General features: G+C 62.6%; 28 protein-coding genes. 17 read left to right on the top strand and 11 right to left on the bottom strand.

Annotation, left to right across the window (positions count from 1 at the left end; all coding sequences use genetic code 11):
- Positions 1 to 12 precede the first annotated feature (12 nt).
- Positions 13 to 1,248 carry an NAD(P)/FAD-dependent oxidoreductase gene (locus tag ACFQ6Y_RS25150; RefSeq protein WP_378638421.1) on the top strand — a complete coding sequence of 412 codons (1,236 nt, stop codon included), beginning with the start codon at positions 13 to 15 and terminating at the stop codon, positions 1,246 to 1,248.
- Positions 1,249 to 1,290: 42 nt separating this feature from the next.
- Complete coding sequence (locus ACFQ6Y_RS25155; RefSeq protein WP_378638425.1) at positions 1,291 to 2,055, top strand: glutamate racemase; 765 nt, start codon at positions 1,291 to 1,293, stop codon at positions 2,053 to 2,055.
- A 23-nt stretch (positions 2,056 to 2,078) separates the two neighbouring features.
- Here the strand turns inward: ACFQ6Y_RS25155 and ACFQ6Y_RS25160 are convergent, their stop codons facing one another.
- Entirely contained in the window at positions 2,079 to 2,447 is a 369-nt protein-coding gene (locus ACFQ6Y_RS25160; protein WP_378537707.1) for an SPW repeat protein, read from the bottom strand.
- Between the two features lie 359 nt (positions 2,448 to 2,806).
- Here ACFQ6Y_RS25160 and ACFQ6Y_RS25165 point away from each other — a divergent pair, with 359 nt between their 5' ends.
- Both ACFQ6Y_RS25165 and ACFQ6Y_RS25170 read left to right on the top strand, forming a co-directional pair.
- Positions 2,807 to 3,544: a DNA alkylation repair protein gene (locus ACFQ6Y_RS25165; protein WP_378638429.1), complete on the top strand. Its 738-nt coding sequence runs from the start codon at positions 2,807 to 2,809 to the stop codon at positions 3,542 to 3,544.
- A 38-nt stretch (positions 3,545 to 3,582) separates the two neighbouring features.
- The gene (locus tag ACFQ6Y_RS25170; protein WP_378638433.1) at positions 3,583 to 4,899 is read left to right on the top strand and encodes a glycosyltransferase 87 family protein; all 1,317 of its coding nucleotides are present in this window, start codon (positions 3,583 to 3,585) and stop codon (positions 4,897 to 4,899) included.
- On the opposite strand, the gene ACFQ6Y_RS25175 is transcribed toward ACFQ6Y_RS25170, so the two are convergent.
- Positions 4,871 to 5,926, bottom strand: coding sequence for a 2Fe-2S iron-sulfur cluster-binding protein (locus ACFQ6Y_RS25175; protein WP_378447219.1), 1,056 nt, complete (start codon positions 5,924 to 5,926; stop codon positions 4,871 to 4,873). The genes ACFQ6Y_RS25170 and ACFQ6Y_RS25175 overlap by 29 nt on opposite strands.
- 361 nt (positions 5,927 to 6,287) lie before the next feature.
- Here ACFQ6Y_RS25175 and mdo point away from each other — a divergent pair, with 361 nt between their 5' ends.
- From mdo to ACFQ6Y_RS25195, 4 genes are all read left to right on the top strand, one after another.
- A complete protein-coding gene (gene mdo / locus ACFQ6Y_RS25180) occupies positions 6,288 to 7,562 on the top strand; it encodes an NDMA-dependent methanol dehydrogenase (protein WP_003942095.1) in 1,275 nt (424 codons plus the stop codon).
- 85 nt (positions 7,563 to 7,647) lie between these two features.
- Complete coding sequence (locus tag ACFQ6Y_RS25185) at positions 7,648 to 8,730, top strand: AAA family ATPase (protein WP_378638437.1); 1,083 nt, start codon at positions 7,648 to 7,650, stop codon at positions 8,728 to 8,730.
- The gene (locus ACFQ6Y_RS25190; protein ID WP_378638440.1) at positions 8,727 to 10,250 is read left to right on the top strand and encodes a VWA domain-containing protein; all 1,524 of its coding nucleotides are present in this window, start codon (positions 8,727 to 8,729) and stop codon (positions 10,248 to 10,250) included. Before ACFQ6Y_RS25185 ends, ACFQ6Y_RS25190 begins: the two co-directional genes overlap by 4 nt.
- Before the next feature lie 56 nt (positions 10,251 to 10,306).
- On the top strand, positions 10,307 to 10,654 hold the full coding sequence (locus ACFQ6Y_RS25195) for a hypothetical protein (protein WP_054187805.1): 348 nt from the start codon (positions 10,307 to 10,309) through the stop codon (positions 10,652 to 10,654).
- Here the strand turns inward: ACFQ6Y_RS25195 and ACFQ6Y_RS25200 are convergent.
- The gene (locus ACFQ6Y_RS25200; RefSeq protein WP_378638446.1) at positions 10,643 to 11,062 is read right to left on the bottom strand and encodes an RNHCP domain-containing protein; all 420 of its coding nucleotides are present in this window, start codon (positions 11,060 to 11,062) and stop codon (positions 10,643 to 10,645) included. The genes ACFQ6Y_RS25195 and ACFQ6Y_RS25200 overlap by 12 nt on opposite strands.
- An 11-nt stretch (positions 11,063 to 11,073) precedes the next feature.
- The gene (locus ACFQ6Y_RS25205; RefSeq protein WP_378638450.1) at positions 11,074 to 11,436 is read right to left on the bottom strand and encodes an RNHCP domain-containing protein; all 363 of its coding nucleotides are present in this window, start codon (positions 11,434 to 11,436) and stop codon (positions 11,074 to 11,076) included.
- A 448-nt stretch (positions 11,437 to 11,884) separates the two neighbouring features.
- Here ACFQ6Y_RS25205 and ACFQ6Y_RS25210 point away from each other — a divergent pair, with 448 nt between their 5' ends.
- The 3 genes from ACFQ6Y_RS25210 to ACFQ6Y_RS25220 are packed head-to-tail and all read left to right on the top strand — an operon-like array spanning position 11,885 to position 15,235.
- Positions 11,885 to 13,090 carry an iron-containing alcohol dehydrogenase gene (locus ACFQ6Y_RS25210; protein WP_378447225.1) on the top strand — a complete coding sequence of 402 codons (1,206 nt, stop codon included), beginning with the start codon at positions 11,885 to 11,887 and terminating at the stop codon, positions 13,088 to 13,090.
- A gap of 58 nt (positions 13,091 to 13,148) precedes the next feature.
- The gene (locus tag ACFQ6Y_RS25215) at positions 13,149 to 14,555 is read left to right on the top strand and encodes a histidine kinase (RefSeq protein WP_378638453.1); all 1,407 of its coding nucleotides are present in this window, start codon (positions 13,149 to 13,151) and stop codon (positions 14,553 to 14,555) included.
- Positions 14,552 to 15,235 carry a response regulator transcription factor gene (locus ACFQ6Y_RS25220; protein ID WP_003942005.1) on the top strand — a complete coding sequence of 228 codons (684 nt, stop codon included), beginning with the start codon at positions 14,552 to 14,554 and terminating at the stop codon, positions 15,233 to 15,235. Before ACFQ6Y_RS25215 ends, ACFQ6Y_RS25220 begins: the two co-directional genes overlap by 4 nt.
- Here ACFQ6Y_RS25220 and ACFQ6Y_RS25225 read toward each other — a convergent pair.
- Together ACFQ6Y_RS25225 and ACFQ6Y_RS25230 are read right to left on the bottom strand one after the other, a co-directional pair.
- Positions 15,232 to 15,771 carry an RNA polymerase subunit sigma gene (locus ACFQ6Y_RS25225; RefSeq protein WP_378638456.1) on the bottom strand — a complete coding sequence of 180 codons (540 nt, stop codon included), beginning with the start codon at positions 15,769 to 15,771 and terminating at the stop codon, positions 15,232 to 15,234. The two genes, ACFQ6Y_RS25220 and ACFQ6Y_RS25225, sit on opposite strands and share 4 nt — an antisense overlap.
- 83 nt (positions 15,772 to 15,854) lie before the next feature.
- Positions 15,855 to 16,349: a GbsR/MarR family transcriptional regulator gene (locus ACFQ6Y_RS25230; protein WP_378638459.1), complete on the bottom strand. Its 495-nt coding sequence runs from the start codon at positions 16,347 to 16,349 to the stop codon at positions 15,855 to 15,857.
- Positions 16,350 to 16,417: 68 nt separating this feature from the next.
- On the opposite strand from ACFQ6Y_RS25230, the gene ACFQ6Y_RS25235 reads away from it, so the two are divergent.
- Both ACFQ6Y_RS25235 and ACFQ6Y_RS25240 read left to right on the top strand, forming a co-directional pair.
- Positions 16,418 to 17,353 carry an ATP-binding cassette domain-containing protein gene (locus tag ACFQ6Y_RS25235; protein WP_378638463.1) on the top strand — a complete coding sequence of 312 codons (936 nt, stop codon included), beginning with the start codon at positions 16,418 to 16,420 and terminating at the stop codon, positions 17,351 to 17,353.
- The gene (locus ACFQ6Y_RS25240) at positions 17,350 to 19,014 is read left to right on the top strand and encodes an ABC transporter permease (protein WP_378638466.1); all 1,665 of its coding nucleotides are present in this window, start codon (positions 17,350 to 17,352) and stop codon (positions 19,012 to 19,014) included. Before ACFQ6Y_RS25235 ends, ACFQ6Y_RS25240 begins: the two co-directional genes overlap by 4 nt.
- Positions 19,015 to 19,037: 23 nt before the next feature.
- On the opposite strand, the gene ACFQ6Y_RS25245 is transcribed toward ACFQ6Y_RS25240, so the two are convergent.
- Together ACFQ6Y_RS25245 and ACFQ6Y_RS25250 are read right to left on the bottom strand one after the other, a co-directional pair.
- Positions 19,038 to 19,826, bottom strand: a complete 789-nt coding sequence (locus ACFQ6Y_RS25245; RefSeq protein WP_378638469.1) for a thioesterase family protein — start codon at positions 19,824 to 19,826, stop codon at positions 19,038 to 19,040.
- Positions 19,827 to 20,059: 233 nt separating this feature from the next.
- Positions 20,060 to 20,536, bottom strand: coding sequence for a MaoC/PaaZ C-terminal domain-containing protein (locus ACFQ6Y_RS25250; protein WP_378638473.1), 477 nt, complete (start codon positions 20,534 to 20,536; stop codon positions 20,060 to 20,062).
- Positions 20,537 to 20,646: 110 nt separating this feature from the next.
- Between ACFQ6Y_RS25250 and ACFQ6Y_RS25255 the strand changes: the two genes are divergently transcribed.
- Entirely contained in the window at positions 20,647 to 21,072 is a 426-nt protein-coding gene (locus ACFQ6Y_RS25255; RefSeq protein WP_378638476.1) for a DUF6314 family protein, read from the top strand.
- Positions 21,073 to 21,088: 16 nt separating this feature from the next.
- Here ACFQ6Y_RS25255 and ACFQ6Y_RS25260 read toward each other — a convergent pair whose 3' ends face one another.
- On the bottom strand, positions 21,089 to 21,301 hold the full coding sequence (locus ACFQ6Y_RS25260) for a molybdopterin-binding protein (protein WP_003942061.1): 213 nt from the start codon (positions 21,299 to 21,301) through the stop codon (positions 21,089 to 21,091).
- A 141-nt stretch (positions 21,302 to 21,442) separates the two neighbouring features.
- Here ACFQ6Y_RS25260 and ACFQ6Y_RS25265 point away from each other — a divergent pair, with 141 nt between their 5' ends.
- The gene (locus ACFQ6Y_RS25265) at positions 21,443 to 21,646 is read left to right on the top strand and encodes a DUF4287 domain-containing protein (RefSeq protein ID WP_378638479.1); all 204 of its coding nucleotides are present in this window, start codon (positions 21,443 to 21,445) and stop codon (positions 21,644 to 21,646) included.
- Positions 21,647 to 21,652: 6 nt separating this feature from the next.
- On the opposite strand, the gene mftM is transcribed toward ACFQ6Y_RS25265, so the two are convergent.
- Both mftM and mftR read right to left on the bottom strand, forming a co-directional pair.
- Complete coding sequence (gene mftM / locus ACFQ6Y_RS25270; protein ID WP_378638482.1) at positions 21,653 to 22,486, bottom strand: mycofactocin oligosaccharide methyltransferase MftM; 834 nt, start codon at positions 22,484 to 22,486, stop codon at positions 21,653 to 21,655.
- Between the two features lie 30 nt (positions 22,487 to 22,516).
- Positions 22,517 to 23,116, bottom strand: coding sequence for a mycofactocin system transcriptional regulator (gene mftR / locus ACFQ6Y_RS25275; protein ID WP_317552370.1), 600 nt, complete (start codon positions 23,114 to 23,116; stop codon positions 22,517 to 22,519).
- A 150-nt stretch (positions 23,117 to 23,266) separates the two neighbouring features.
- Here mftR and mftA point away from each other — a divergent pair, with 150 nt between their 5' ends.
- The gene (gene mftA, locus ACFQ6Y_RS25280) at positions 23,267 to 23,362 is read left to right on the top strand and encodes a mycofactocin precursor MftA (protein ID WP_063836238.1); all 96 of its coding nucleotides are present in this window, start codon (positions 23,267 to 23,269) and stop codon (positions 23,360 to 23,362) included.
- Positions 23,347 to 23,634 (top strand): mycofactocin biosynthesis chaperone MftB, encoded by a 288-nt coding sequence (gene mftB / locus ACFQ6Y_RS25285; RefSeq protein ID WP_007728309.1) that lies wholly within the window; start codon positions 23,347 to 23,349, stop codon positions 23,632 to 23,634. Before mftA ends, mftB begins: the two co-directional genes overlap by 16 nt.
- Positions 23,635 to 23,685: the final 51 nt, after the last annotated feature.

Here is a 23,685-nt window from a genome sequence, read left to right on the forward strand (position 1 = left end):
CGGAGGCAAATAGTGACGGCGTTCATAGTGGGCGCTGCAAGTGACGTGGGTCGGACAGGGTGGTACGTGGTGGCACGGATAGTGATCGTGGGTGCGGGTTTGTCGGGACTGCGGACCGTCGAGGAACTACGACGAGCGGGTTTCGACGGCGAGTTGACGCTCGCCGGTGGGGAAACGCATCTGCCTTACGACAGGCCTCCGTTGTCGAAGGAAGTGATCCGTGGTGACAAGGACGAGACAACGCTGCGCCCGGCCGAGTTCTACGTAGAGAACAAGGTGGACCTCAAGCTCGGTTCGCCGGCAACTTCGGTGGACACTGCTGCCAAGTCCGTGGCGTTCGCCGACGGATCCACCCTGGACTACGACGAGTTGATCATCGCGACCGGACTGACTCCGCGTCGAATCGCCGGCCTTCCGGAGCTGACCGGAGTGCACGTTCTGCGCTCCATCGAGGAGGCGTTGTCCCTTCGCGCCGACTTGGCTCCCGGCAAGCGCGCGCTGATCGTCGGGGCCGGCTTCATCGGTTGTGAACTGGCCGCGAGCATGAAGTCTCACGGCGTCGACGTCGTCCTGCTCGAACCCCAACCGACACCGCTGGCATCGGTGCTGGGCCCTGTCGTCGGCGCTCTCGTCGAACGTCTACACCGGAACGAGGGCATCGACGTCCGCGTCGGCACCGGCTTGACCTCGCTGTCCGGTGAGGGAGCGGTTGCCGCCGCGACCTTGAGCGACGGTTCGGAGATCCCGGTCGACGTGGTGGCGATCGGAGTCGGCTCGGTGCCAGTCACGGGATGGCTCGACGGTTCGGGGATCGAACTCGACAACGGAGTGCTCTGCGACGGCGTCGGCCGCACCAGCACCGAACACGTCTGGGCGGTCGGCGACGTCGCGTCCTGGCAGATCGGCGATCGACGCAAGCGTGTCGAACACTGGACCAACGCGGGGGACCAGGCCAAGATCCTGGCAGGCGCCATCACCGGAACCGGTGATCCGGATGCGCCGGCGCAGGTTCCGTACTTCTGGAGCGATCAGTACGACGTCAAGATCCAGGCGTTGGGGACCGTCGCACCCACGGACACCGTTCACATCGTCAAGGACGACGGCCGCAAGTTCGTCGCCTACTACGAGCGTGACGGTGTGTTGGCCGCTGTCGTCGGCGGAGGTAGCGCGGGGGCCGTGATGAAGATGCGTGCAAAGATCGCGGCCGGCACGCCCATCTCGGACGTGTTGGAGTCCACACCAGCCTGAACGGATGAGGCAGGTCCGGTTCCGAGACGATAGATTTGTGCGGTGATCGTTGCACTCATCGACTCGGGACTGGGCCTGCTCCCTACCTCTGCGTGGCTCAGACGCCTGCGCCCGGATCTCGATCTGGTGCTGTCCCTGGATCCGGACGGCGCCCCCTGGGGGCCCAAGCCGGAGCCGTGGGTCATCGACCGGGTCCTCGGTGCGGTGCGGCGGAGCCTCGATCGTGGAGCTCAGGTCATTGTTCTCCCATGCAATACCGCCAGCGTCACAGCGCTGCCGCACGTCCGCGAACTCGTCGGACCGCAAGTGCCCGTCATCGGAACCGTGCCCGCGATCAAGCCCGCTGCCGCCGTGTGCGATTCGGTGGCGATCTGGGCGACCGCCGCGACAACTGCCAGCCGGTACCAAGCCGATCTGATCGAGCAGTTCGGCAACGGCGCCAAGGTCGTCGGGGTGCCGTGCCACGGCCTGGCCGATTCGATAGATCTCGGTGATCGCGCAGCCGCGCTTGCTGCCATCGATTCCGCGGTTGCCCGTACGCCGGACGACGTCAGCGGCGTTGTCCTCGGGTGCACCCACTACCCACTGCTCGCCGACGAAATCGCAGCGAGGTTGCCGGCGGGCGTCACACTCTTCGACAGCGCGGAAGCCGTTGCACGACAGACTTTGCGGCGGATCGACGGGCTCGGCGCCGCGGGCGTGGGATCGGGAACCGTCGAGGTATTTGTGAGCGGGAGGCCGGGCGCGCTACCGCCCAGCGCCGAAGCCTTCGACGCCGGGCGGTTGTTGGGCGCGATCAAAGCCTGATCCAGCCTGTATTCAGCCATTCATCAATGGGCAGCAACGCCGCCGTGTCCCCCGTGATGCATCCGCGCACTCATCACCGGCATCGCACTCACCGCGACCACAACTGTCAAGGCCCCGACCACCCAGGCTGTCCACGACGCACCGCGCAGAGCGTCGAAGTTCATGACCCAGGGTGAAATGAACATCAAGACGCCGAAAACGCCCATCGCGTAATCTGCCATGGCCAGGTCCGGACGTGCCATGTGCGCCAGACCCGACAGTGCAACCAGGACACCCAGGACGACGAGTGACCACATTGCCCGATCGGTGGTGTCGAGCCACATCGGCGAGAGAGCCGCAAAGACGCCGAGAACCACCGCGACGGCATCTTGCATTCGATTCCACGACTTCATGACGAGACCTCCAAAGACGAGAGTGTGTCCACCTGTAGTACACGCCCGCGGAAGATCGAGATCAACTCTCCGCCAATTGCATTCGTGTTGCAGTTAGGGTCGATGCGGGGGTTCGAATATCAAGATTTGTGACCATTCGTCCGGATTGACACGAGCCCACGCGGCGCGCTTGCCGCGATATGTCCCGAGAGTGCCATGAGGGTGAGGGTGGTGAATGCGATAGCGGCGGTGATCATGGGTGGTCCTTTCACTGTCTGTCCCCGAGTGTCGTCTGCCGACCTGTGGCCGAGCAGGGCACACGGTGTGAGGACGCTGAGAATCGAAGAGTCAGCGCGGGCGGCCCGTGAGAAGGTTCTGGGGTGACGCAATCGAGTGCCCAGGACGTGATCGAGCAGTTGGCCGATCTCGCGGATCCCGCAGATGCCGTCCACCTTCAGCGGTTCTTCAAGACGGGGCCGGGGGAGTACGGCGAGGGTGACGTCTTCATCGGAGTGCGAGTGCCGAAGACGCGTTCGGTGGTGAAGAAGCATGTGGGCCTCGCGTTGCCTCAGATACGCCTCCTTCTCGACAGCGACGTTCACGAGCACCGGTTGGCCGGGCTGCTGATCCTGGTCGCTCAGTTCGAAAAAGTCAGTCGCCCAGAATTTTTTGACGACGAGAGTCGCGCCCGCATCGCCGACTTCTATCTCACCGCTGTCGAGGACGGGCGGGTGAACAATTGGGATCTCGTGGATTCGTCGGCCGGCCAGATTCTCGGCGGCTGGCTGTACGACCGAGATCGCCGGCTGATCTTCGAGCTTTCCGATTCGGGTGACCTGTGGCGACGACGGGTGGCGCTGCTGACGACGTACGGCTTCATCACGCGCGGTGACGCGTCGACCACGCTCGAACTTGCCGCACAGGTGCTGGGTGATCGACGGGACCTGACCCAGAAAGCGATGGGCTGGATGCTCCGCGAGGTGGGCAAGCGGGTGGATCGGGATTTGTTGACCGGCTTCCTTACTGAGAATGCAGCAGACATGGGACGCACGGCGCTGAGCTACGCGTGCGAACACCTGACCGCAGACGAGCGAGCGCACTTCCGAGCAGCCCGCTAGACGACTACCGCTCGGTAGGTTGTGGGACGATTCTCGGTATGCCCGCCATCCGTGTCGAGGCGTCTCGAATTGTGACGATCGGTTCACTGATCGCTGCCGGCGTCGCAGCTCTGTGTTATCTCGTGTACTCCGTTCGAGCCGTCGAACCCGTTGATTTTCTCGTCTACCGTTATGCCGCCCAGGCATTTGCCGCAGGCTCGAACATCTACGAGAGCAATCTTGTCGGCCCGTTGATCGTCGACGAGGGCATGCCGTTCACCTACACCCCGTTCGCGGTGATCTTCCTCTGGCCGACTGTTCTCTTCGACTGGTGGACTGCCTATCTGCTGTGGTCGGGGTTGTGCATCGCGGCCGTCGTGTGGACGGTCGCAAGGTTCACTCCCGCGCGCGTCCCGAAGCGGCCCCTGGTCATGGCGGCATTGGTCCTGGCTGTGTCGGTGACGCCCATCGTCAGTGCACACATCTCCTTCGGCCAGGTGAACCTGGTGCTGATGGTGCTCGTCCTGTTCGACGTGACCCGCCGGGAGGATTCGAGATTCGGCCGATGGATTCCGCGAGGACTTCTGATCGGCGTCGCGGCTGCGATCAAGCTGACGCCCGCTCTGTTCGTCGTCTACTTCGTCGTGACGAAGCAGTGGCGGCTCGCGATCTGGAGTTCGATCGGATTTGCCGCGTCAACGGCCGTCGCAGTACTGGTCGACCCGGCCGTCAGCTGGACCTTCTGGTCGGACGTCGTCTGGAATCTCAGCGATCGGGTGGACTTGAGCGGGCAGGCGATCGCGAGTGCCGGCAACAGTTCGCTGCAGGGTGGACTTGCGGCCCTGGGCACCTGGACGGCGGCGCTGGCGATGCCGTTGACCGTGCTGTGCGCGGCGGCAGCGCTCTGGGTCGCCCGAGATGTCTATCGCGTCGGGCGTGCGGTCGATGCGGCGTTGGTGATCGGATTGAGTGCGCCGATCTTGTCGCCGATCAGCTGGATACACCACTGGGTGTATCTCGTGCCCGCTGCAGTCACGGTTCTCTTTCGGCTTCGATCGCCCCTGCAGTTCGGTGCCGCAGCACTGGGGTTGGCGCTCGTCTACTGCGGGCCGAGTATGGGGCAGCAGTTCATCGAGACGTCGCCGCTCCTGCTGCCGTTGGGGTTGGTCCTTCGTGAGGGTTTCCTGATCGTGACCGTGGTACTGATCTTCGCGCTGTGGCGGTTGCCCACAACGGCGCCTGCGTGGGTTTCGGAGTGTGGATCAGACGGCTCAGGAGATGACTCGGAACATGACAAAGCCCCCGATTCCGCAGGGAATCAGGGGCCGTCATGCGTGGAAGCAGGGCTTAGAACTCGATCTTCAGGTGATCGGTGATCGGCTTTGCCTGGCAACCGAGAATGTAACCGTTCGCCACGTCCTCGGCGTCGAGGATTTCGGAATTGTCCATTTGAACTTCGCCTTCGGTGACGGTGCAGGCACACGAGCCGCACTCACCTTCCTGGCAGGAATACGGTACGTCGAGGCCCTTGGCGAGCATGATGTCGACGAGCGTCTGCTTGCGCGGCCAGACGAGGGTGTGGGTTTCACCGTCCAGTTCGACCTCGACAGTCGCGGCGTCGGCTGCTTCCTCGTCGGAGACCTCGGCTACCTCGACGTCACGGAACGGGTCGCCGGCGAGTGAATTGAAGACCTCGGCGTGAACCTGGGTGCGGGGCATGCCGGCCTCTGCCAGTGCCTTGTGGACGGCGTCCATGAAGGGGCCGGGGCCGCACATGAAGGCTTCGTACGAGACAAATGGCTTGGCCAGCGTCGCCAACTGCGAGACGGCGGGCAGTCCCTGCACGGTTTCGATCCAGTGGACAACGGTGAGGCGGCCGGGGTGTTGCGCCGCCAACTCGCGAAGTTCGGCGCCGAAGATGACGGACTTCTCGTCGCGATTCGCGTAGATCAGCACGACATTGCCGCTGCCCTGCGTGAGGGCGGACTTGAGGATCGAGATCACCGGAGTGATCCCGCTGCCTGCACCGAAGAGCAGGAAGTCGTGATCGAGCGACTTGGGCGTGAAGACACCTGACGGCGGCAGCACTTCGATGGTGTCGCCGACCTGGAGTTTGTCGCATAACCAGTTGGAGCCGTAGCCGTCGACGGTTCGCTTGACGGTCACCTTGGGGGCGTCGTCGGTGAAGGGCGAACTGGCCAGGGAGTAGCAGCGAGCGACCGAGCCGGTCTGATCACTCGGGATGCGCAGGGTCAGGAATTGACCGGGCTTGTAGTCGAACTTGTCCTTCAGTTCTGCGGGAATTTCGAACACCAGCGACCGGGCGTCGGAAGTCTCTTCGATGACTCCGGACACGGTGAGTACCGCCGATCGCGAGCTGTGCGGTACCTCGACTGTCGTCATCGCGAAGCTAGTCCTCTCGTGAAGCTGGGTAAAGCGCAGGTCAGTGAAGTGCAACATCTAGAACGTGTTCTAGTTCAATGTTAGCAGTGATGAAAAGCTACTGGGGATCGTAGTCGCCGAGCAACACGTTCCCGATCAGCGGGAACCACCTCGGTCTGATCGGGCCGTCCTGGCAGTCCGGGGCGGGGCCGACCTGCCCGAACGGGCGGTTCGCGGGCGGCGTCCGGGCGGTTGAGCTGCCGAAGCCTGTGCACGGGCTGTTTGTCGGTACACAGTGGAAACCAGGTGAGACGCCGGTCACAAAGAATCGGCTCGAATCCCTCCCGCAGTCACATTCGTGCACATCCCCGAGGAGATACCGATGGCTATCGAGCTCAACCAGATCTGGGACTTTCCCATCAAGGAGTTCCACCCCTTCCCGCGCGCCCTGATGGGTGTGGGCGCTCACGACATCATCGGGGTGGAGGCCAAGAACCTCGGCTTCAAGCGCACCCTTCTGATGACAACCGGTCTGCGCGGTTCGGGCATCATCGAGGAACTGGTCGGCAAGATCGAGTACCAGGGTGTCGAGGTCGTGCTCTACGACAAGGTCGAGTCGAATCCCAAGGACTACAACGTCATGGAGGCCGCGGCTCTCTACCAGAAGGAGAAGTGCGACTCGATCATCTCGATCGGCGGTGGTTCGAGCCACGACGCCGCCAAGGGTGCTCGCGTCGTGATCGCACACGACGGTCGCAACATCAACGAGTTCGAGGGCTTCGCCAAGTCCACCAACAAGGAGAACCCGCCGCACATCGCCGTATCCACCACGGCCGGTACGGGTTCCGAGACGTCGTGGGCGTACGTCATCACCGACACGTCGGACATGAACAACCCGCACAAGTGGGTCGGCTTCGACGAGGCGACCATCGTCACCCTGGCGATCGACGACCCGCTGCTCTACTACACCTGCCCTCAGCACTTCACCGCGTACTGCGGCTTCGACGTACTCGCGCACGGCAGTGAGCCTTTCGTGTCTCGTCTCGATTTCGCGCCCTCGCTCGGTAACGCGATCTACTCGGTCGAGTTGGTCGCGAAGAACCTGCGCGAGGCTGTCTTCGAGCCGCGCAACCTCAAGGCTCGCGAGGGAATGATGAACGCGCAGTACATCGCCGGGCAGGCCTTCAACTCCGGCGGACTCGGCATCGTTCACTCGATCTCGCACGCGGTCAGTGCCTTCTTCGACAGCCATCACGGTCTGAACAACGCCATCGCGTTGCCGCGTGTGTGGGAGTACAACCTGCCTTCGCGCTACGAGCGCTACGCCCAGTTGGCCGGTGCACTCGGTGTCGACACTCGTAACCTCACCACGGTTCAGGCTGCAGATGCTGCCGTCGAGGCGGCCATCCGTTTGGCCAAGGACGTAGGTATCCCCGACAACTTCGGTCAGGTTCGTACCGATTCGTACGCGAAGAACCAGATGAACACCAAGAAGTACGAGGGTCGTGGTGATGTCATCAAGGGTGACGAGAAGACTGTGCGCGCCATCTCCGAGCACATTCAGGACGACTGGTGCACCCCGGGTAACCCCCGTGAGGTCACCGTGGAGTCGATGATCCCGGTTGTCGATCACGCGATCAACAAGTCGTACTTCTAGCAGGGCCTCCGGCCCCGTGCGCGCTTAGGGAGTCCAGAGACTGCTTAAGCGCGCACGGGGGGCTTGCCCCCATGAAAGGTGTTCAATGTCCAATCGCAGTTTCTCCAGCGGATTCGAAGTGAAAGATGCTCTGCGAGAGCAGGACTACATCGCGGACGACGAGTTTGCGGTAGTCGTTCATCTGGCGACGGCGCTGGGGCGTCCGCTCCTGCTCGAAGGTCCGGCCGGTGTCGGCAAGACGGAACTGGCGAAGTCTCTGGCTGCGATCGGGGGCCGCAAACTGGTGCGATTGCAGTGCTACGAAGGGCTGGACGACAATCGCGCCCTGTACGAATGGGACTACGCGAAGCAACTCCTGCACGTGCAGATGCTCCGCGACCGGATCAGCGATCAGGTCTCCGAGTTCGACAGCGTAGCCGAAGCGTCGAAGTTTCTGGCCGATCAGGATTTCGGTTTGTACTCCGAGAACTTCTTGTCCGTGCGGCCGCTGCTCGAAGCGATCCTCTCACCCGAACCGGTGGTGCTCCTGGTCGACGAGGTGGACCGCACCGAGGAATCGATGGAAGCGTTGCTACTGGAGATCCTTGCCGAACAGCAGATCACCATCCCCGAGGTCGGCACGTTCGAGGCCCGATCGCAGCCCTGGGTCATCTTGACGTCCAACGACACTCGCGAACTCTCGCCGGCTCTCAAGCGGCGCTGTCTGCATTACCATCTCGGCTATCCGACGTCGGAGCGTGAACGCGAGATCGTCACGGCCCGAGCACCGGAGGTAGATGCGGCCACGGCCACGGAGGTTGTCGAATTGGCTCGCATCCTGCGTGATCTCCCGCTGCGCAAGAGCCCGTCCATCTCGGAGGTCATCGACGCTGCCAGAGCCGCAACAGTGCTCGCGGCCAGCGGATTCGACACCGCCTCCGACGCCAAGGTGCGCGACATCTTGCTGACGGCGTTGCTCAAGTACTCGTCCGACGTGACGCTGGCCAAGGAGCGATTCGACGGAAAGCTTCTCGAATCATCTTCGCGCGACGGTGGTGAACCGATCGAGCGAGCCACTGTGGCAAGCAAACCCGCCAACACGACGACGGCCGTGTTCCGGGGAACCGGCGGACGCGACCCCCATCAACAGGGAATCCGCGGCGGCAGCGGAATCCGTTCGACGCGATGACGACGCTCGGTGGCCTCGCCGTGTGGCAGCCGTCGTTTGTTCTCGACGTGGTGTCCGCGAGCTTCGGCCGATTGCTGAGGGCGGCCGGAGTTTCCGCGTCACCGGCCGAGGTCATCGAGGTTCGGCGTGTCCTCGCGATGGTCGGCGCCTCGGATCGCGAGACATTGCGAGCGTGTCTCCGGGCAGTGTGCGCCAAGTACTCTCACGAGCAGGCCGGTTTCGAGCGGGCGTTCGACGCGCTGTTCCGGCCGGCCGCAGGCAAAGAACACGCCGAGCGGATGGCATCGCGAGCCGAGGTGGCGGACGGTCTGCCCACCGCGCTCGGGATCGACGAGGATCAAGAAGTTGGTCGGTACGCCGAGTACAACGAGCGTGCGGCCGAGGTAGGCGACTACTTCGACACTCCGGAGGCGGAGAAGGGCTTCAACCCTCACAAGGACGACGACGATGTGTCGATGACGTCGAGTGACGCCGAACTGTCGGTCGATACCGGTTCGGAGACCGGTCGACGCGGGGTCAGTTACACGGTCGACGTGGACCGTGCAGCCTCGGCGGTGGTCGGTGGCCTCAGTACCAGTGTTGCTGCAGCAGTAGTCGGTTCGTTGTCGTGGGACGATCCTACGTCCATCCTGGCCTGGCTGGACGCCTACGACCCGAGCAAGGCGTACGCGGACGTCTCCGACGACGGACCGTTGACGCAGGCGCAATTGAATCGGCTCGTCGAGGCAGTCGAAGCGTTTGTGCAAGCGCTCTCGGCCGCTGCGCTGGCCGAATCCGCTCCCGATGCGCCGGACAGTGAATCTGCTGCCGGTGCAACGCACAACGACATCGAACTCGCGTGCCACGAGGTGCTTCGGCGGATGCGAGGTCCGTCCAGGCCTCGACCCCGTGAGCGCTCTCGTGGGCATCTCGACATGCGCCGCACGGTCCGTTCGAGCCTGCGTACCGACGGAATACCCTTCCATCTGGTCGTGAAAGCCCCTCGCCCCGATCGTGTTCGGCTGCTTCTGATCGCAGACGTGTCATTGTCCGTGCGCCCCATCACCGCGTTCACTCTGCGGATGGCTCAGGCAATGCATCGGCGGGCAGATCGTTGCGAAGTACTCGCATTCGTCGATCGTCCGGTCGACGTGACCGAGACCCTTCTCGCCAGTAGTGGTGACGGCGCACTGGCCGCGGTACTCGCGCACCCGGGTCTGGATCTGGAAGCCAGCAGCGATTACGGGCGGGTGCTCACAGAATTGTTGGACGAGCACGGAAACACCTTGAACTCACGGACGTCTGTCATCATCGTGGGCGACGGTCGGTGCAACGGGTTGCCCCCGCAGGCGGACAAGCTCGAGGAACTCCGCCGAAAGGTCCACCGTCTGGCCTGGATCACGCCGGAACCACAGCGTTACTGGAACCAGGCATCGTGCGCGATGCCGGAGTATTCGGAGATCTGCGACGAGGTTGTTGTTGCCCGAGATGCCGCGCAACTGATGGCAAAGGCCGCTGAACTGGGGCACGCACTTCGCTGATGTCAGTGCACTTCACCGATGTCACTGCGCGATCTGTCGTGAACTAGTTTGATCTCATGTCCGAAATCAGGGGATCGATCTGGCGACCGATCGCGGCGCTGACAGTGCTCGGCGCCGTGTGTGGGGTTGTGGCGCTCGGCGTGTTTCAGTGGTGGTGGAAGTCGTTGGCGTCACCGCACATTCTCACCGGAGGATCCTATCGGGAACCGTTTTCCGAACCGACATACACCGGACCCATATTCATGGACCTCTTTCCGGCAGAACCTGCCCCGTGGTTGTACTCGGGACTGGTCCTCGGACCGACTGTGGTCGGCTTGCTCGCCGGGATCGTGTTCGTGGTCTTCGTCCGGTGTAATCGCGCGCAGAACCGCGCGAGTACACCGGACGAATCATCAGAGCGCTAGCAACGCGCGCGAGCGCAGGCGAGGGTCTGCCAACGGACGTAGCGCCAATCGCAGCAGGACCAAGGCGTTGTCGTCGCCGGCGATCCTGTTGACTTTCAACGTATTGCACTCGACGCACTGGTGAACGAGCATCCATTCACCGTCTTGCCGGACCGACAGGGACAGCGCCGCCATTGCGCCTCTGCACTGTTGTGCTCGGTCGCCGGGAATACGTCCATCGACGTGTCGGCTTGCCAGACAGTTCGGGCAGTGGTTCCGATGGGCGGTGCCCGGCGCCGCAGTGGAGATGTCCAAACGGCATGTGAGACAACGGAAGCTCGATCCTTGTTCTCCGCCGATTCCGTGCAGTACGTGCTTGGCCCGTTGCGGTGCCCGCCGCGCGCGGGTGCTGGGATTCCTACGTGGCATCTGATTCCCCTTCACAAGTCGCCGAAGGCTTCGAGCGGGAAGGGCGGTTGCGCGAGCGGCCGCACTGCCATTCTCATCAACAACAACTGGTTGTCGTCTCGGCTGACGGGGTTGGAGGTGAGTTCGAAGCATTGTGCGCAGCGGTGGATGATCATCCAATCGCCACTACGCAGCACCGCGATGGAAATGGGGGCCATCCGCATTCCGCAGTCTGACGGCCCACCTTCCACCTGGTCGAACAGGTGTCGGGAATGCAGGCAACTGGGGCAATGGTTTCGGCGATCGCCGTCGGGGCCGTGCGTCATGACGGTGAGCCCGCACTGAACGCAGGAGAAGGTGTCGGTATTCGAGATGGAATTGTGTGATCGAGGCACTGGAGAACTCCTAGCTGAGTGAACAAAGCAGGTAGGAGCAGGCCGAGGGGGCCTCGCGGCTGTCAGTCCGTCGTTTGGAATCAGGTTCCGCGGATCAGTAGGTGATCTCGAGGATTGCGGACAGGGCAGGGGCGAGAGGCGCGCTCGGCGCGGGCTGGGTCATAAACACCTTCTGAATCGGTTCTACGGGCCACTCTGGCCGCAACCGAAAGTACAGCGGGACCTTCTCGCCGCGCCATTCATTTTCCCGAGACGCCTTACCTGCCCGAACGGGTAGGTAAGCGCCTCTCCTTCGGTGGGTGTGCCCCGTCTGCTGTCCGCGTAGGCTCGGGGCCAGCGATTGTAAGGTGGATCACACCAGTTTGTGCACGTGGGAGTTGATGCGCTGAGAGCGACGGATGCGAAATCCCGACCGGAGATCTCAGAGCAGCGAGAGGAGAGTGGGGTCGTGTCCGTGGCTTATCCGGATGCTGTGAACCACGGTGTTCATCGCCGCGGTACTGCTGCTCGACTGGTCAAATTTCACGCCCCCGAGATCGTCTTCGGCATCGGTTCCCTGGTCGAGGCAGCACACGCGACTCTGAGGTTCGGCGGGTTCCGACCGTTCCTGGTCACCGATCCCGGTCTGATCGACGCCGGATGGGTCAGCGAACTCGAAGGCCATCTCACCGAGCAGGGGTTGACCGCGACGGTGTGGTCAGGGCTGACGCCCAACCCCAAGGACTTCGAGATCGCGGCCGGATTCGAGGTGTACCAGGAAGGCGAGTGCGACGTCATCATCGCGCTCGGCGGCGGTTCCGTCATCGACGCGGCAAAAGGTGTTGCCGTCCTCGCTGCCAACGGCGGCAACATACTCGACTACGAGGGTGTCGATCAGGCGACAAAACCGATCCCGCCGTTGGTGATGGTTCCCACCACGTCCGGCACCGGCGCGGACGTGTCGCAGTTCTGCATCGTCACGGACACGACCCGCGGCACCAAGATCACCATCATCGGCCGGGCTCTGGTCCCCGATGTCACGGTCATCGATCCGCGGTTGCTCACGACGATGCCCGAGTGGCTCAACGCTGCAACGGGATTGGATGCACTGACGCACGGTATCGAGGCCTTCGTCTCGCTGGCGCACAATCCGTTGACCGATCATCACGCGCTCCGCGCTGTCGGGCTGGTGACCGAGAATCTGGTGCACACGATCCAGGACCCGATGGAGATGGAAGCGCGGTCGGTGATGGCGCAGGCGAGCCTCGAGGCCGGGTTGGCGTTCACCAACGCGATACTCGGCGCCGCGCACGCGATGAGCCATCAGGTGGGCGGCATGCTCGACCTGCCGCACGGCGTCATCAACGGAATTCTGTTGCCCCACGTCATCCGTTTCAATTCCACGACGGACGCTGCTCCCTTTGTTGCCATCGCTGCGGCACTGAGTCTTCCCGAGCAACACGGCACCCCGGAGGAAGCAGCGCTGGCGGTGGCCGATCGGGTCGAACGGCTCGCACGTGAGGTCGGAGTGCCGAAGGGGCTGGGGGAGTTGGGTGTTCGAGAGGAAGATCTGAGTAGGCTCGCCAGCTTCGCTTTGCTCGACGCCTGCATGTCCACCAATCCCCGGGAAGCGACGCAGGAGCAGATGGTGGCGTTGTTCAGAGGTGCCTTGTGAAGATGGGCGCTGCGAAGAGGGACGCTGTGAAGAGGGACGCTGTGAAGTGGTGGAGGCGATGACCGCGGACCTGTCCAGGCTCACCGGATTACGGTCGGGTAAGAGTTCGTTCTACCCGCAGTATCGCGGTGCGGCCGAGCGCCTCGAGCGCGTCGTACATGCGCTGGAATTGATCTCGCGGGCCTTGGTGCGCACCGTCGAGGGCCCGGAAACCCTGGTCTGTGCGGTCGCGGAAGCTGCCCGCGCTCATCTGAGTGCCAACTGGATAGTCTTCGCCTTGGCCGACGGAACCTTGCCCGACGCCGGGCCCCGGAGATTGGTCCTCGGTCCGGATGCGACGCCGTTCCTGGTCGACAATGTGGAGGGGCCACCGCTTCCGGAGGATGTCGTAGAATGCCTCGACGACATCCGTTACGGCAGAATCGAATCCAACTCGGTGATCGACGCTCACTACGCGTTTGTGCCGATCGTGCTCGGCGGTGGTGTGGTCGGCGCCTTTGCGGCCTGGACGCCGGCCAACCGGACGCTCGATACGACGGACGGTGCCGTGCTCAGCATTCTGGCCAGCCAGACTGCTGTGGCCCTGCAGAATTCGGCGCTCTATCAGCGCGGACAGTTACTGCTCGAACGTGCCGAAGATGCGTATGCGGAGGCCAATCGCACGGCGGCCGATCTTGCGGTGCGCAACAGCGAATTGGAGTCCACGCAGCGTCAGCTGGGAGTGGCGCATCGGCATCAGGTGGTCGACGACGAACGTCACAGGATCGCCCGCGAACTTCACGACAGTGTGACGCAAGCGGTGTTGTCGGCCGGCATGCAGATCGAGGTCTGCCGCAGCGACATCCCGGAGGCGGAGCGCAGTGAAAGACTGGACCTGGCAAAGGATTTGACCAGGCGGGCAGTCGAGCAGCTTCGTTCGGCGATCTACGCTCTCAATCATTCCTCGGACGCGGACAGGACGTCGCTGCCCGAGATGCTTGAGCAGCTCGGCGTGGTTCACATGCCCGACGAGTTGGCGGTCAGCGTTCGCGTCGGCGGTACCCCGTCAGAACTTCCGGGCGATGCCGAACACGCTCTTTTGCGGATCGCTGGGGAAGCCCTGTTCAACGCAGCGGTCCATGCTCACGCGAATCGGGCGGTACTCCGTCTGACCTATCGGGCGGACTCGGTGTTGCTGTCCGTCTCCGACGACGGTGATGGTGACCCCGCCCGGATGCGGCTGATTCTCAAACTCGCAGCCACCAACGATCTCGACGGCCGCCATCGCGGTCTCGCGAACATGCAGGCGCGAACCTTGGAGTTGGGTGGCGCGCTGGAAGTGCGACGGGCTCGGATCGGTGGGATTCAGATTCTCGTGCGACTACCACTGCCGCTGCCAGGGGCACTGCCGCTCGACTCGGGCATTGAAAACTCGGGCATGGAAAACCTTTGCTCTACAACTGAAATCGAGAGCGAGGAATCATGACCACTGCGCGCCCCGTCATCACCCGCGGAGCATCGCCGGTTCAGGGATTGGTTCGAATCGTCCTGGTCGACGACCATGCAATTCTGCGGCAAGGTCTCCGCTCGGTTCTCGAGCGCGAAAGCGATCTCGAGATCGTGGGGGAGGCTTCGTCCCTCGCCGAGGCACTCGCCGTGGTCGACAAGGTCGGGCCGGACATCGTCCTGATGGATCTCAAACTCTCCGCCAGTTCGGACTACGAGGGACTGACTCTGTGTGGCCAGCTGTCCTCGGCGCATCCCGGCCTCGGACTGTTGGTTCTCACCACGTTTCTCGACGATCAACTGGTGGTGCGAGCGGTGCACGCGGGTGCTCGCGGCTATGTCGTCAAAGACGTCGACACCACCGAATTGGTGCGTGCGATCAGGGCGGTCTCGCGGGGTGAGAGTGCGTTCGATTCGCGCAGCGCGTCAGCTGTCGTGCGATCGCTCAACGGGCAGTCGTCGTCGAAAGAACGATTGACCGATCGCGAACTCGAAGTGCTCAGACTCCTCGCAAACGGCTTGTCCAACATCAAGATCGGTGAGAGATTGTTCATCTCACCGACCACCGTCAAGTTTCACGTCAGCAACATCATGCGCAAACTCGAGGTGAGCCGTCGAGCAGAGGCCGTCTACGCCGCGAGTAAGCAAGGTCTGATCTAGCTCCGCTCGGAGACCGTCCAGGCGCGCAGCGCTTGATGCTGTACGAGGAGCACGCTCGAACGAGTTGTGCGCAGAGTCGACGCGGTCATCTCGGCAGTCAGACCCACTGCGATTCGTAGTACCAGAACCTCACGTTGGTCGTCGGTCAGGCGACGCGGGCGTTTGAATTGTCCGTCGATGTTGCGTGACTGGGGAATTGACGCAATTCGTCGAGAGGCCAACTCGTACGCAAATGTCTCGATGCGTGTGTCGGCGGAGATCGTGTCGGACATTCGTGTGACGACGTCCAGGGTGCATTGGTGGGCGAGATCGTCGGCGAATGTCGCGACGGGCGTCCCGAGAAGTCTGGCGCGGTAGTAGAGAACGACGCGAGGGTGCAGCCGGGCCAGGAGTTTCGAGAGTGCATGGTGATCGCCGGCGAATGCTTCGGCGGCGGTGCGATTCAACGAAATCGATCGTTCACAGGTTTCGGGTGAAGCGGTGTGTGCGAGGGGCGGAGTCGGTGAAATGTTCGCGCCCCTGATCGACAGCTTCATTAACAACTCCTCGGGTACACCGCACTTCACCGTGCTGGACCGAGAATTGAGGTACCCCGCCGAAATTGCGGGTAAACCTGAAGTTACCTGCCAGGTGTCCGGTCTTTTCGCTGGGAGCGCCAGTCCGCGAGCATGCGCGGCATTTCCGCGGCCATGAAGTCGAAGAAGTCGCGCAGATCGGCCATCCGATCGCCGGCCGTGGTTCCTTCGCCGAGGACTCGAATCCCCTCGTCCGCAACTGCCGAGACCTGATAGAGGGAGGACTGTTTCGTGACAAACGCGTCGGCCCACATCTCGACGCTGACGCAGTAGTGCTGACGTCTCGACCCGGGTACCGCCACACGCTCGATCAACCCGACTTGCTGGAGGTATCGGACGGCTCCGGAGATGGCGGCGGGGCTCACTCCCAACCGAGATCCGAGATCTCCTGGTGTGGACGAGGGCGTCTCGCTGGTCATCAGCGCGGCCCAGACGCGTGCGGGCATCGGCGGAAAACCCATGTCGCTCAGCACGAGTGAGAGTCGCTCGACATAATGTCGGCTCTCGTCCGGGACGACGGTATGGCTGGTGTCGGTCATCGGAACCTTTCGATCTTTCCTTCTTTTCTATCTTCACACATTTGTGAAATCGGCGTACGGTCAAATTCATGGGTGCGGCAATTTCAGTGAAAAGCCTCGTCAAGACCTTCGGTACCACCCGCGCGCTGGACGGCCTCGATCTCGACGTCTCGACGGGTGAAGTGCACGGATTCCTGGGGCCGAACGGCTCCGGAAAGTCCACCACTATTCGGGTGCTCCTCGGCCTGCTCCGCTCCGACTCCGGGGACGCAACCGTCCTCGGCGGCGATCCGTGGCGAGACGCCGTGACTTTGCATCGACGGCTCGCGTACGTACCCGGCGACGTGAATCTGTGGCCCAACCTCACCGGCGGGGAGGCTATCGACCTGTTGGCCGGTCTGCGCGGTGGTCTGGACCGAAATCGGCGCAGCGAGTTGCTCGAGCGCTTCGAGCTGGACCCGACCAAGAAGGCGCGTACGTACTCGAAAGGTAACCGGCAGAAGGTTGCACTAGTTGCTGCCTTTTCGTCGGACGTCGACCTTTACGTCCTCGACGAACCCACATCGGGGCTCGACCCGTTGATGGAAGCCGTATTTCAGGACTGCGTCGAGGAGGTGGCTCACGCCGGGAAGACGGTTCTGCTGTCGAGCCATATCCTCGCCGAGGTAGAGGCACTGTGCGATCGCGTGAGCATCATCCGCGACGGGCGGACGGTGGAAGAGGGAACACTGTCCGAACTCCGGCATCTCACGCGCACGTCCGTCTCGGCGGAGACGGTGCGCCCGATCGGTGGACTCGACGGACTCGGCGGTGTCCACGACGCGGTGATCGACGGTAACCACTTCACCTGCGAAGTCGATAGCGCACAACTCGGGCCACTCATGACGTACTTGGTCGGCTTCGGGATCGTGGCGCTCACTTCCACTCCACCGACGCTCGAAGAACTCTTCTTGCGGCACTACGGTGACGAGCGGGCCAGGGAGACTTCGGTCCACCTGCGGGCCGAGACCGGAGTATTGCCATGACCGTCGTTGCCGAAGCCGCTCCACCGGCGTCGGCAAGTCAGTTCACCGGCACGCGCCGACTGGTTCGGTTGGCTTTGCGACGGGACCGGATCCAGCTTTCCGTGTGGGTCGTCTCGATCGTGCTGTTCATGCTGCTCGTCGTCGCCAGTGTGACCGGGCTGTACACGACACCCGAGGAATTGCGAAACATCGCAGTCAGTTCCGCGGTATCGCCGGTCGCGCTGGCGACCAACGGGATCGTGTCCGGTGATTCGCAGGGCGCGATAGTCGCCAGTCAGTCGGTGCTCGTGTTCGCGTTGGTGGCGGCATTGATGAGCACCCTTGCGGTGGTTCGCCACACGCGACAGAACGAGGAGACCGGCCGCGCCGAGATGATCGGTGCAGCGGTGGTAGGTCGACGAGCGCTCCTGACCTCCGCACTGATCGTAACGGTCGGTGCGAACGTCGTTCTGGCACTGGGAATTGCACTGGGATCGATCGCCGTCGGTTTGCCTGTCGTCGGTTCGTTCGCGTTGGGTGCCTCGATCGGTGGGACCGGAATCGCGTTTGCCGGAGTGGCAGCCGTGACGGCGCAGATCACCGACGGTGCTCGTACGGCCAACGGCCTGGCGGGTGCCGCGATCGGCGTTGCCTTCATGCTGCGCGCGATCGGCGACGTGAACAGTACGGTCGTCGACGACGGAACTCGCGTTGTGAGCGGTTGGTTGTCGTGGCTCTCGCCGATCGGGTGGGCACAGCAGATCAGACCTTTCGACGACGACGCCTGGTGGATCCTGTTGTTGCTGCTCGGATTTGCGGCTGTGCACGTGGTGGTGGCTTTTGTTCTCATCGGCCATCGCGATCAGGGAGCGGGGCTCGTACAGCCCCGTCCCGGCCCGCCGACCGCAGCATCGTGGTTGCCGTCCGCCTGGGGCCTGGCGTGGCGCATGCAGCGAATGACGATGTTCTGGTGGATCTTTGCCGTTGTCGTTCTCGGGTTCGCCTACGGCGCTGTGGGCAACGAGATCGACGCGATGGTGGGATCGTCGCAGCAGACCGCGGAAATGTTCGAGAAACTTGGCGGCGGCGGTACGGATCTGGTGGATTCCTACTTGGCCACTGCTCTGGGGCTCACGTCGATAGTCATCGCGGCGTATTCGGTCCAGAGTCTTCTCCGGATGCGGGGCGAGGAAACATCGGGACGGCTCGAACCGTTGCTGGCAACCTCGCTGTCGCGGCGGAAGTGGATGCTGTCCCACTTGGGGGTGGTTGTCGGCGGCGTGATCCTCGCGCACGTCTTGATGGGTGCGTTCACCGGATTCGCCTTCGGGCTCGTCACGAATGACATCGGCGGCAACACATTTCGGATGACCGGCGCGGCGTTGGCGTATCTGCCCGCGGTGCTTGTCGTCGTGGGGTTGGTGTCGTTGGCTTTCGGACTGTTTCCGACGTATGCGTCGTCCCTCTCCTGGGGAATCTTGGCGGCATGCGTCGTGCTCGGGCAACTCGGTACGTTGCTGAAACTTCCGCAGATAGTGCTGGATCTGTCGCCGTTCACCCACGTGCCGGGTGCCCCTGCCGAGCCGGTGACAGTTCTACCAATTCTGGCAATGATCGTTGTGGCAGTAGTGCTTTCGACAGCATCGCTTGTTGCGTTCCGTCGTCGCGACCTCCAGGTGTAGTCGAGCTGCACTCAATTGGGAGTTCAACGCAGAATTCGACGAAGCTGGCGAGCCCGAGCAGCAAGCCGTCCGGTCGAGTCGAATAGTTCGGATTCGTCAACACAGAGAGTGTCTGTCGCCCAGGCAGTCCCGTGGCGCAGGCGATACCACGGTGAGAGCGTTCGGGGATCTGCCGTGAGGTGCTCCGGTGTGAAATGCGCGGTGAACTCGATGGTCGGTATGGCCACGGGCATCGTCAGTGTCGCGAACAGTCCGGGCGGAAGCGCGTCGAGAAGGACCGCGGCACGCTCTTGCGCCGTGAAATCGAGGTCTGTGAGCAGCCGGATCCAGACGTCGAATTCGGGGGAGTCGCCACCGGCGAACGGCCTCGCGGAATTGATCGGCCGGATGTCGAGGTGCTGGGCGAACGGCACAAAATCCACCGGGATCTCCAGTGGCGGCAGGGTAGACGGGTCGGCCGAACTCGGCTCGACTCCGGGGGCGGACAGCGTCGTGACTCCTGTGTCGCGGGCTAACCGAACAAGGGCGGATCCTGCACCGGTCAGCGTGACGTGGCAACTGACGGTCCGCCCGCCCCGCATCTCGCCGACAGTCAATTCGGCCGGCCCCGGAGGGACGGGGCGGTCCAGGTGTGCCGTGACTGCCAGCGGTTCGGCTCCGGACGCGTCGGCGGCGACCCGCAGCATCCGTGCTACGGCAAGTCCGCCCTGAATGCCGTCGAAACTCCGCCAGCTGGAGTCGAATTCGGTGTGATGACGCGCTGCGTCGGTCGGCGACGTGGCCGTCACGGATGCCTGACTAGTAATTGCCATAGTCAGCAGATTAGATGCTGACTATGGCAATGGCAAGCCAGGGTCTATTCGGGAGTGCTGGACGACCCACCGAAGAGCATGTAGATGAGGATCTGAAGAATGCCGAGAGGATTGATCTCGCCGAGGCTGCTCATGTGTGAGGAACTCCTGATTGCGGGGATGGGTAGTGTTGCGTCGCAACGTCACTGAAAGTACGGCAATTCAGACAATGTGGTGCGGAATTTACCGATAATTCACTGTCCGCGAGTCGGGCGGCAGTGCAGGTAGGCGTCGGTGACCACGTCGAGAACGCGATTGCCGTGCGCATCGACCAGTTTTGCCGTGATGGTGACCAATCCTCGGGAGCGATGGTCGAAAACGACGTTGTCGACGGTGACCTTTCCGCTCAGGGTGTCACCGGGGCGCAGTGGACGCAGGAAGCTCACGTCGCGCATGGTCTTTCCGGCGATCACGTTCCACTGGTCGTAGAGACTGGCAACCACCAACTTCTGGCAGATCGACAGGGTGTGCAGGCCGCTGGCGATCAACCCGCCGAAGACGCCGGACCCGGCGGCTTCCTTGTCGATGTGAAACCACTGGGGATCCCACTGGGTTGCGAACTCGACGATCTCCTCTTCGGTCACCGAATACGAGCCCAATGGGATCACTTGGCCGATCTCGAGATCTTCGGCGAACACTGTGCGTTTGTGAAGGGCGGCCGAATCGTTCATGTCTGTGTGAATCTCCTGCGTGTTCCGGGTGTACTCGGAACATACTCCGGCAGTGTGTTCGAGTCGGTCTCCGGTGTCGTCGGATAATCCAGGGTCACTAGAATCGTCACATGGTTGACGACGCGAAGATCGAGCCCAGGGCGTTGGCAGGAACGTGGCACTTCGAGCGCGACATCGTCGATCGCCTTTCCGGTTCCACCAAGCATGTCTTCGGAGAGACCACTATCTCCGACGCCGATGATGGTCGGATGCGCTGGTACGAGAGTGGAACTCTGCGTGACGGCGATCTGGAACTGCCCGTGTTCCGGACTCTGTTCATCGCCGAGCACGGCCTCGCGTGGGCTGTGACATTCGAGGACGGCAGAGAGTTTCACGACTGGGCACCGGGGGAGGAAGTCGTGCACCTGTGCGGTGCCGATACCTACCGCGGGCGAATCGACGTCACTGCCGGCGATCGATCGGCCTGGACTGTCGTCTGGACCGTGACGGGGCCGAGCAAGGACTACACGATGACCACGCATCTCACCCGGCCCTGATCACAGCGTTCGCCAGTTATTCGACGCCGATCGTCACCTCGGTGGATTTCACGAATACCGTTGCAGCTTGGCCTGGTTCAAGGTCGAGATCCAGCGCGGCATCGCGGGTGATCGACGAAGTCACGATCTGGTTCCCGCCGTCCAATTTCACCTTGACTGTTGCCATGACGGTGCCGAGGTTGACCTCGGTGATGGTGCCGGTGAGTTGATTTCGTGTGGACAGTCGCATCTCTGAACTCCTGTGCTCTCGGGTAGTTGTACCTCGACCCTAAGCTGCCTGGCCCGTGGATACCCAGCGATTCCGCAGGTGCGGACATGCAGGCGAGAGAGTTGCGCGAATGATGTCGGCCGCCCGCGGTAGATTCCGGTCATGACTGAACCTGTGAAGGGCCCGGCGTCGTACTTTCCGTCGATCGAGAAGAAGTACGGTCGGCCGATCGGTGAATGGCAAGAGCTCATTCGAAGCTCAGAGCTCACCAAGCACACGGAATTGGTGAATTGGTTGAAGTCGGAGCACGGTATGGGCCATGGTCATGCGAATGCCCTTGTCGCGCATACGTTGAAAGAAGGCTAGTTCACTTCAGGCGGCAGTAGCGTCCAGCACCAACCAGCCGCCGTGATGCTCGAATACCTCGAACGGCACACCGGTCTGCCGGCCGACTGCGCGCAGCGATTCGAGGTCGAAGGTGCGGATGTGGCCGTGGCACGCGGTGGCTTCGTTTTCGAAGGGGACGGCTATGACGACCCTCTGACGTGCGATTCGGAGTGCCTGCGCAATCACCGCTGCGCCGACTGAGTCGTCTACGTGCTCGAGGAGATGAATCGCAGTGACGGTGTCGGCGCTGTTGTCCGGAGCCGGGACTTTCCCCGCATCGCAGATCACCGTGTCGATCTTGATGCCGAGTTCGGGGGCTACCGCGTCGAGCAGGATCATCGTTCCGGGCAGGATGTCCGTGGCGGTCACGTCCATTCCGGCGCGCGCGAGCCGAAGGGGCAGGAAACCGAAGCAGGACCCCAGATCGAGCACGGAGCCACGAACCAGTTCTTCGGCTTTGTCGTGGATCGGCGCGAAATCCGCAGTGCCGTCCAGTAGTTCGGCAAGCGAGTTCCGGTAGTAGGTGGTCCAGGATTCGAGAGCACCGTCCACGGTGGAGCGAACCAGACCGACCATCGTCAGCTCGAATTCGTCCTGACCGAACTCCGCGTCCTGAATCGACGAGGTAACTCCGGCGACGAGGCGCTCGCTCAGATCGGCCGGATTGAGGGAGTGCCGGACGTGGAGGCGACCGCCTCGACGATCGAGCGAGATCGGACCGGAATCGACCCGTTCGACGGTGACATGCCCGAACGACCACAAGCCCGGCGTCGACGGTGCCAGTGAATCCAGGACCGGTTCGTTTGTGGTGGTGGACATGATCACCTTTCTCGGGTGGCTGATGCTCTATCAGGTGCTGATGCCGGTCCGCAGGGACTGCGTACCTGTTTTCAAGAGTTCCGGTAGCTCGAGTGAATCGTCGGTGAGCCACTGCTCGTACGCCGACATGGCCACCCCGAGCAGAAGATAGCCGACGGTGCGTGGGCCGTGATCGGTCGGTTCGAGATTCATTCGTCGTGCGACGTAGTCGGCGACCACCTGTCGCCACCCTTCGTACATCACCACAGAGTATGCCTGAAGCGTCGGAACTTCGAGGATCAGTTCCATCCGTTTGCGATGTACCGCAGTCTCTTCCGGTGGAAAGGTGTTGAACGTCAACAATGCGGATTCGAGTGCGTCGACCAACGGGATGTCGGCGGGCAGTGAATCCAGGTGCTCGCGCATCTCGCCGAGATGCCCGTCGAAGTCTCCCCAGGGAACGGCGTTCTTGGACGGGAAGTAGCGAAAGAAAGTCCGACGCGCGATGCCGGCGGCGTCGGCTATCTGGTCGACGCTCACCTCGTTGAAGCCGACTGTGGAGAACAGTTCGATGCCGATCGTGCTGATTCCCTCCTTCGTTGTGGAGGGGCGACGACCTATCCGAGCGGACGGTTTCTTGCGGCTACGCATACTTTTCTCGCTCCATGTGTGTCATTCTGCACTCGATGCCATTACAGTGGTGAACCGAGTCACAGTGAAGTCCCACTAGTGACCACCAACTCCCAGGTTGGAAGTCTGATCTACAGACTTCCAGACGGAGTGCGAACGCAGGAGGAATCCATGTCAGATCGTGACAACAAGGCGCTCGAGAACGACCTCGTCGAGGAGTCCCTCGTGGAGGAAGTTTCCATCGACGGCATGTGCGGCGTGTACTGACCGTGTCTGCTTTGGATCTCGATGCGGGGTGGAAACTCCACCCGCAGGTAGCGCTTCGCCCCGAACCTTTCGGGGCGTTGCTCTACCACTTCGGAACGCGCAAGCTCTCGTTCCTGAAGAACACGACCATCGTTGCGGTGGTCAAGGCGTTGCCAGACCATCCTGATGTCCGGTCCGCACTGCGTGCGCAAGGCATCGAAGATGACGCGGCTCCCCAATATGCCCGCGCGCTGAGCACTCTCGCCGATTCGCACATGATCGTGCCTGTCTGAGCCAGACGCTCGCCCCCACGTGCGGAACAGCCCTTCTGCACGTTCGCCCGC

This window comes from Rhodococcus sp. NPDC056516 (assembly GCF_042794655.1).
Taxonomy (GTDB): domain Bacteria; phylum Actinomycetota; class Actinomycetes; order Mycobacteriales; family Mycobacteriaceae; genus Rhodococcus_F.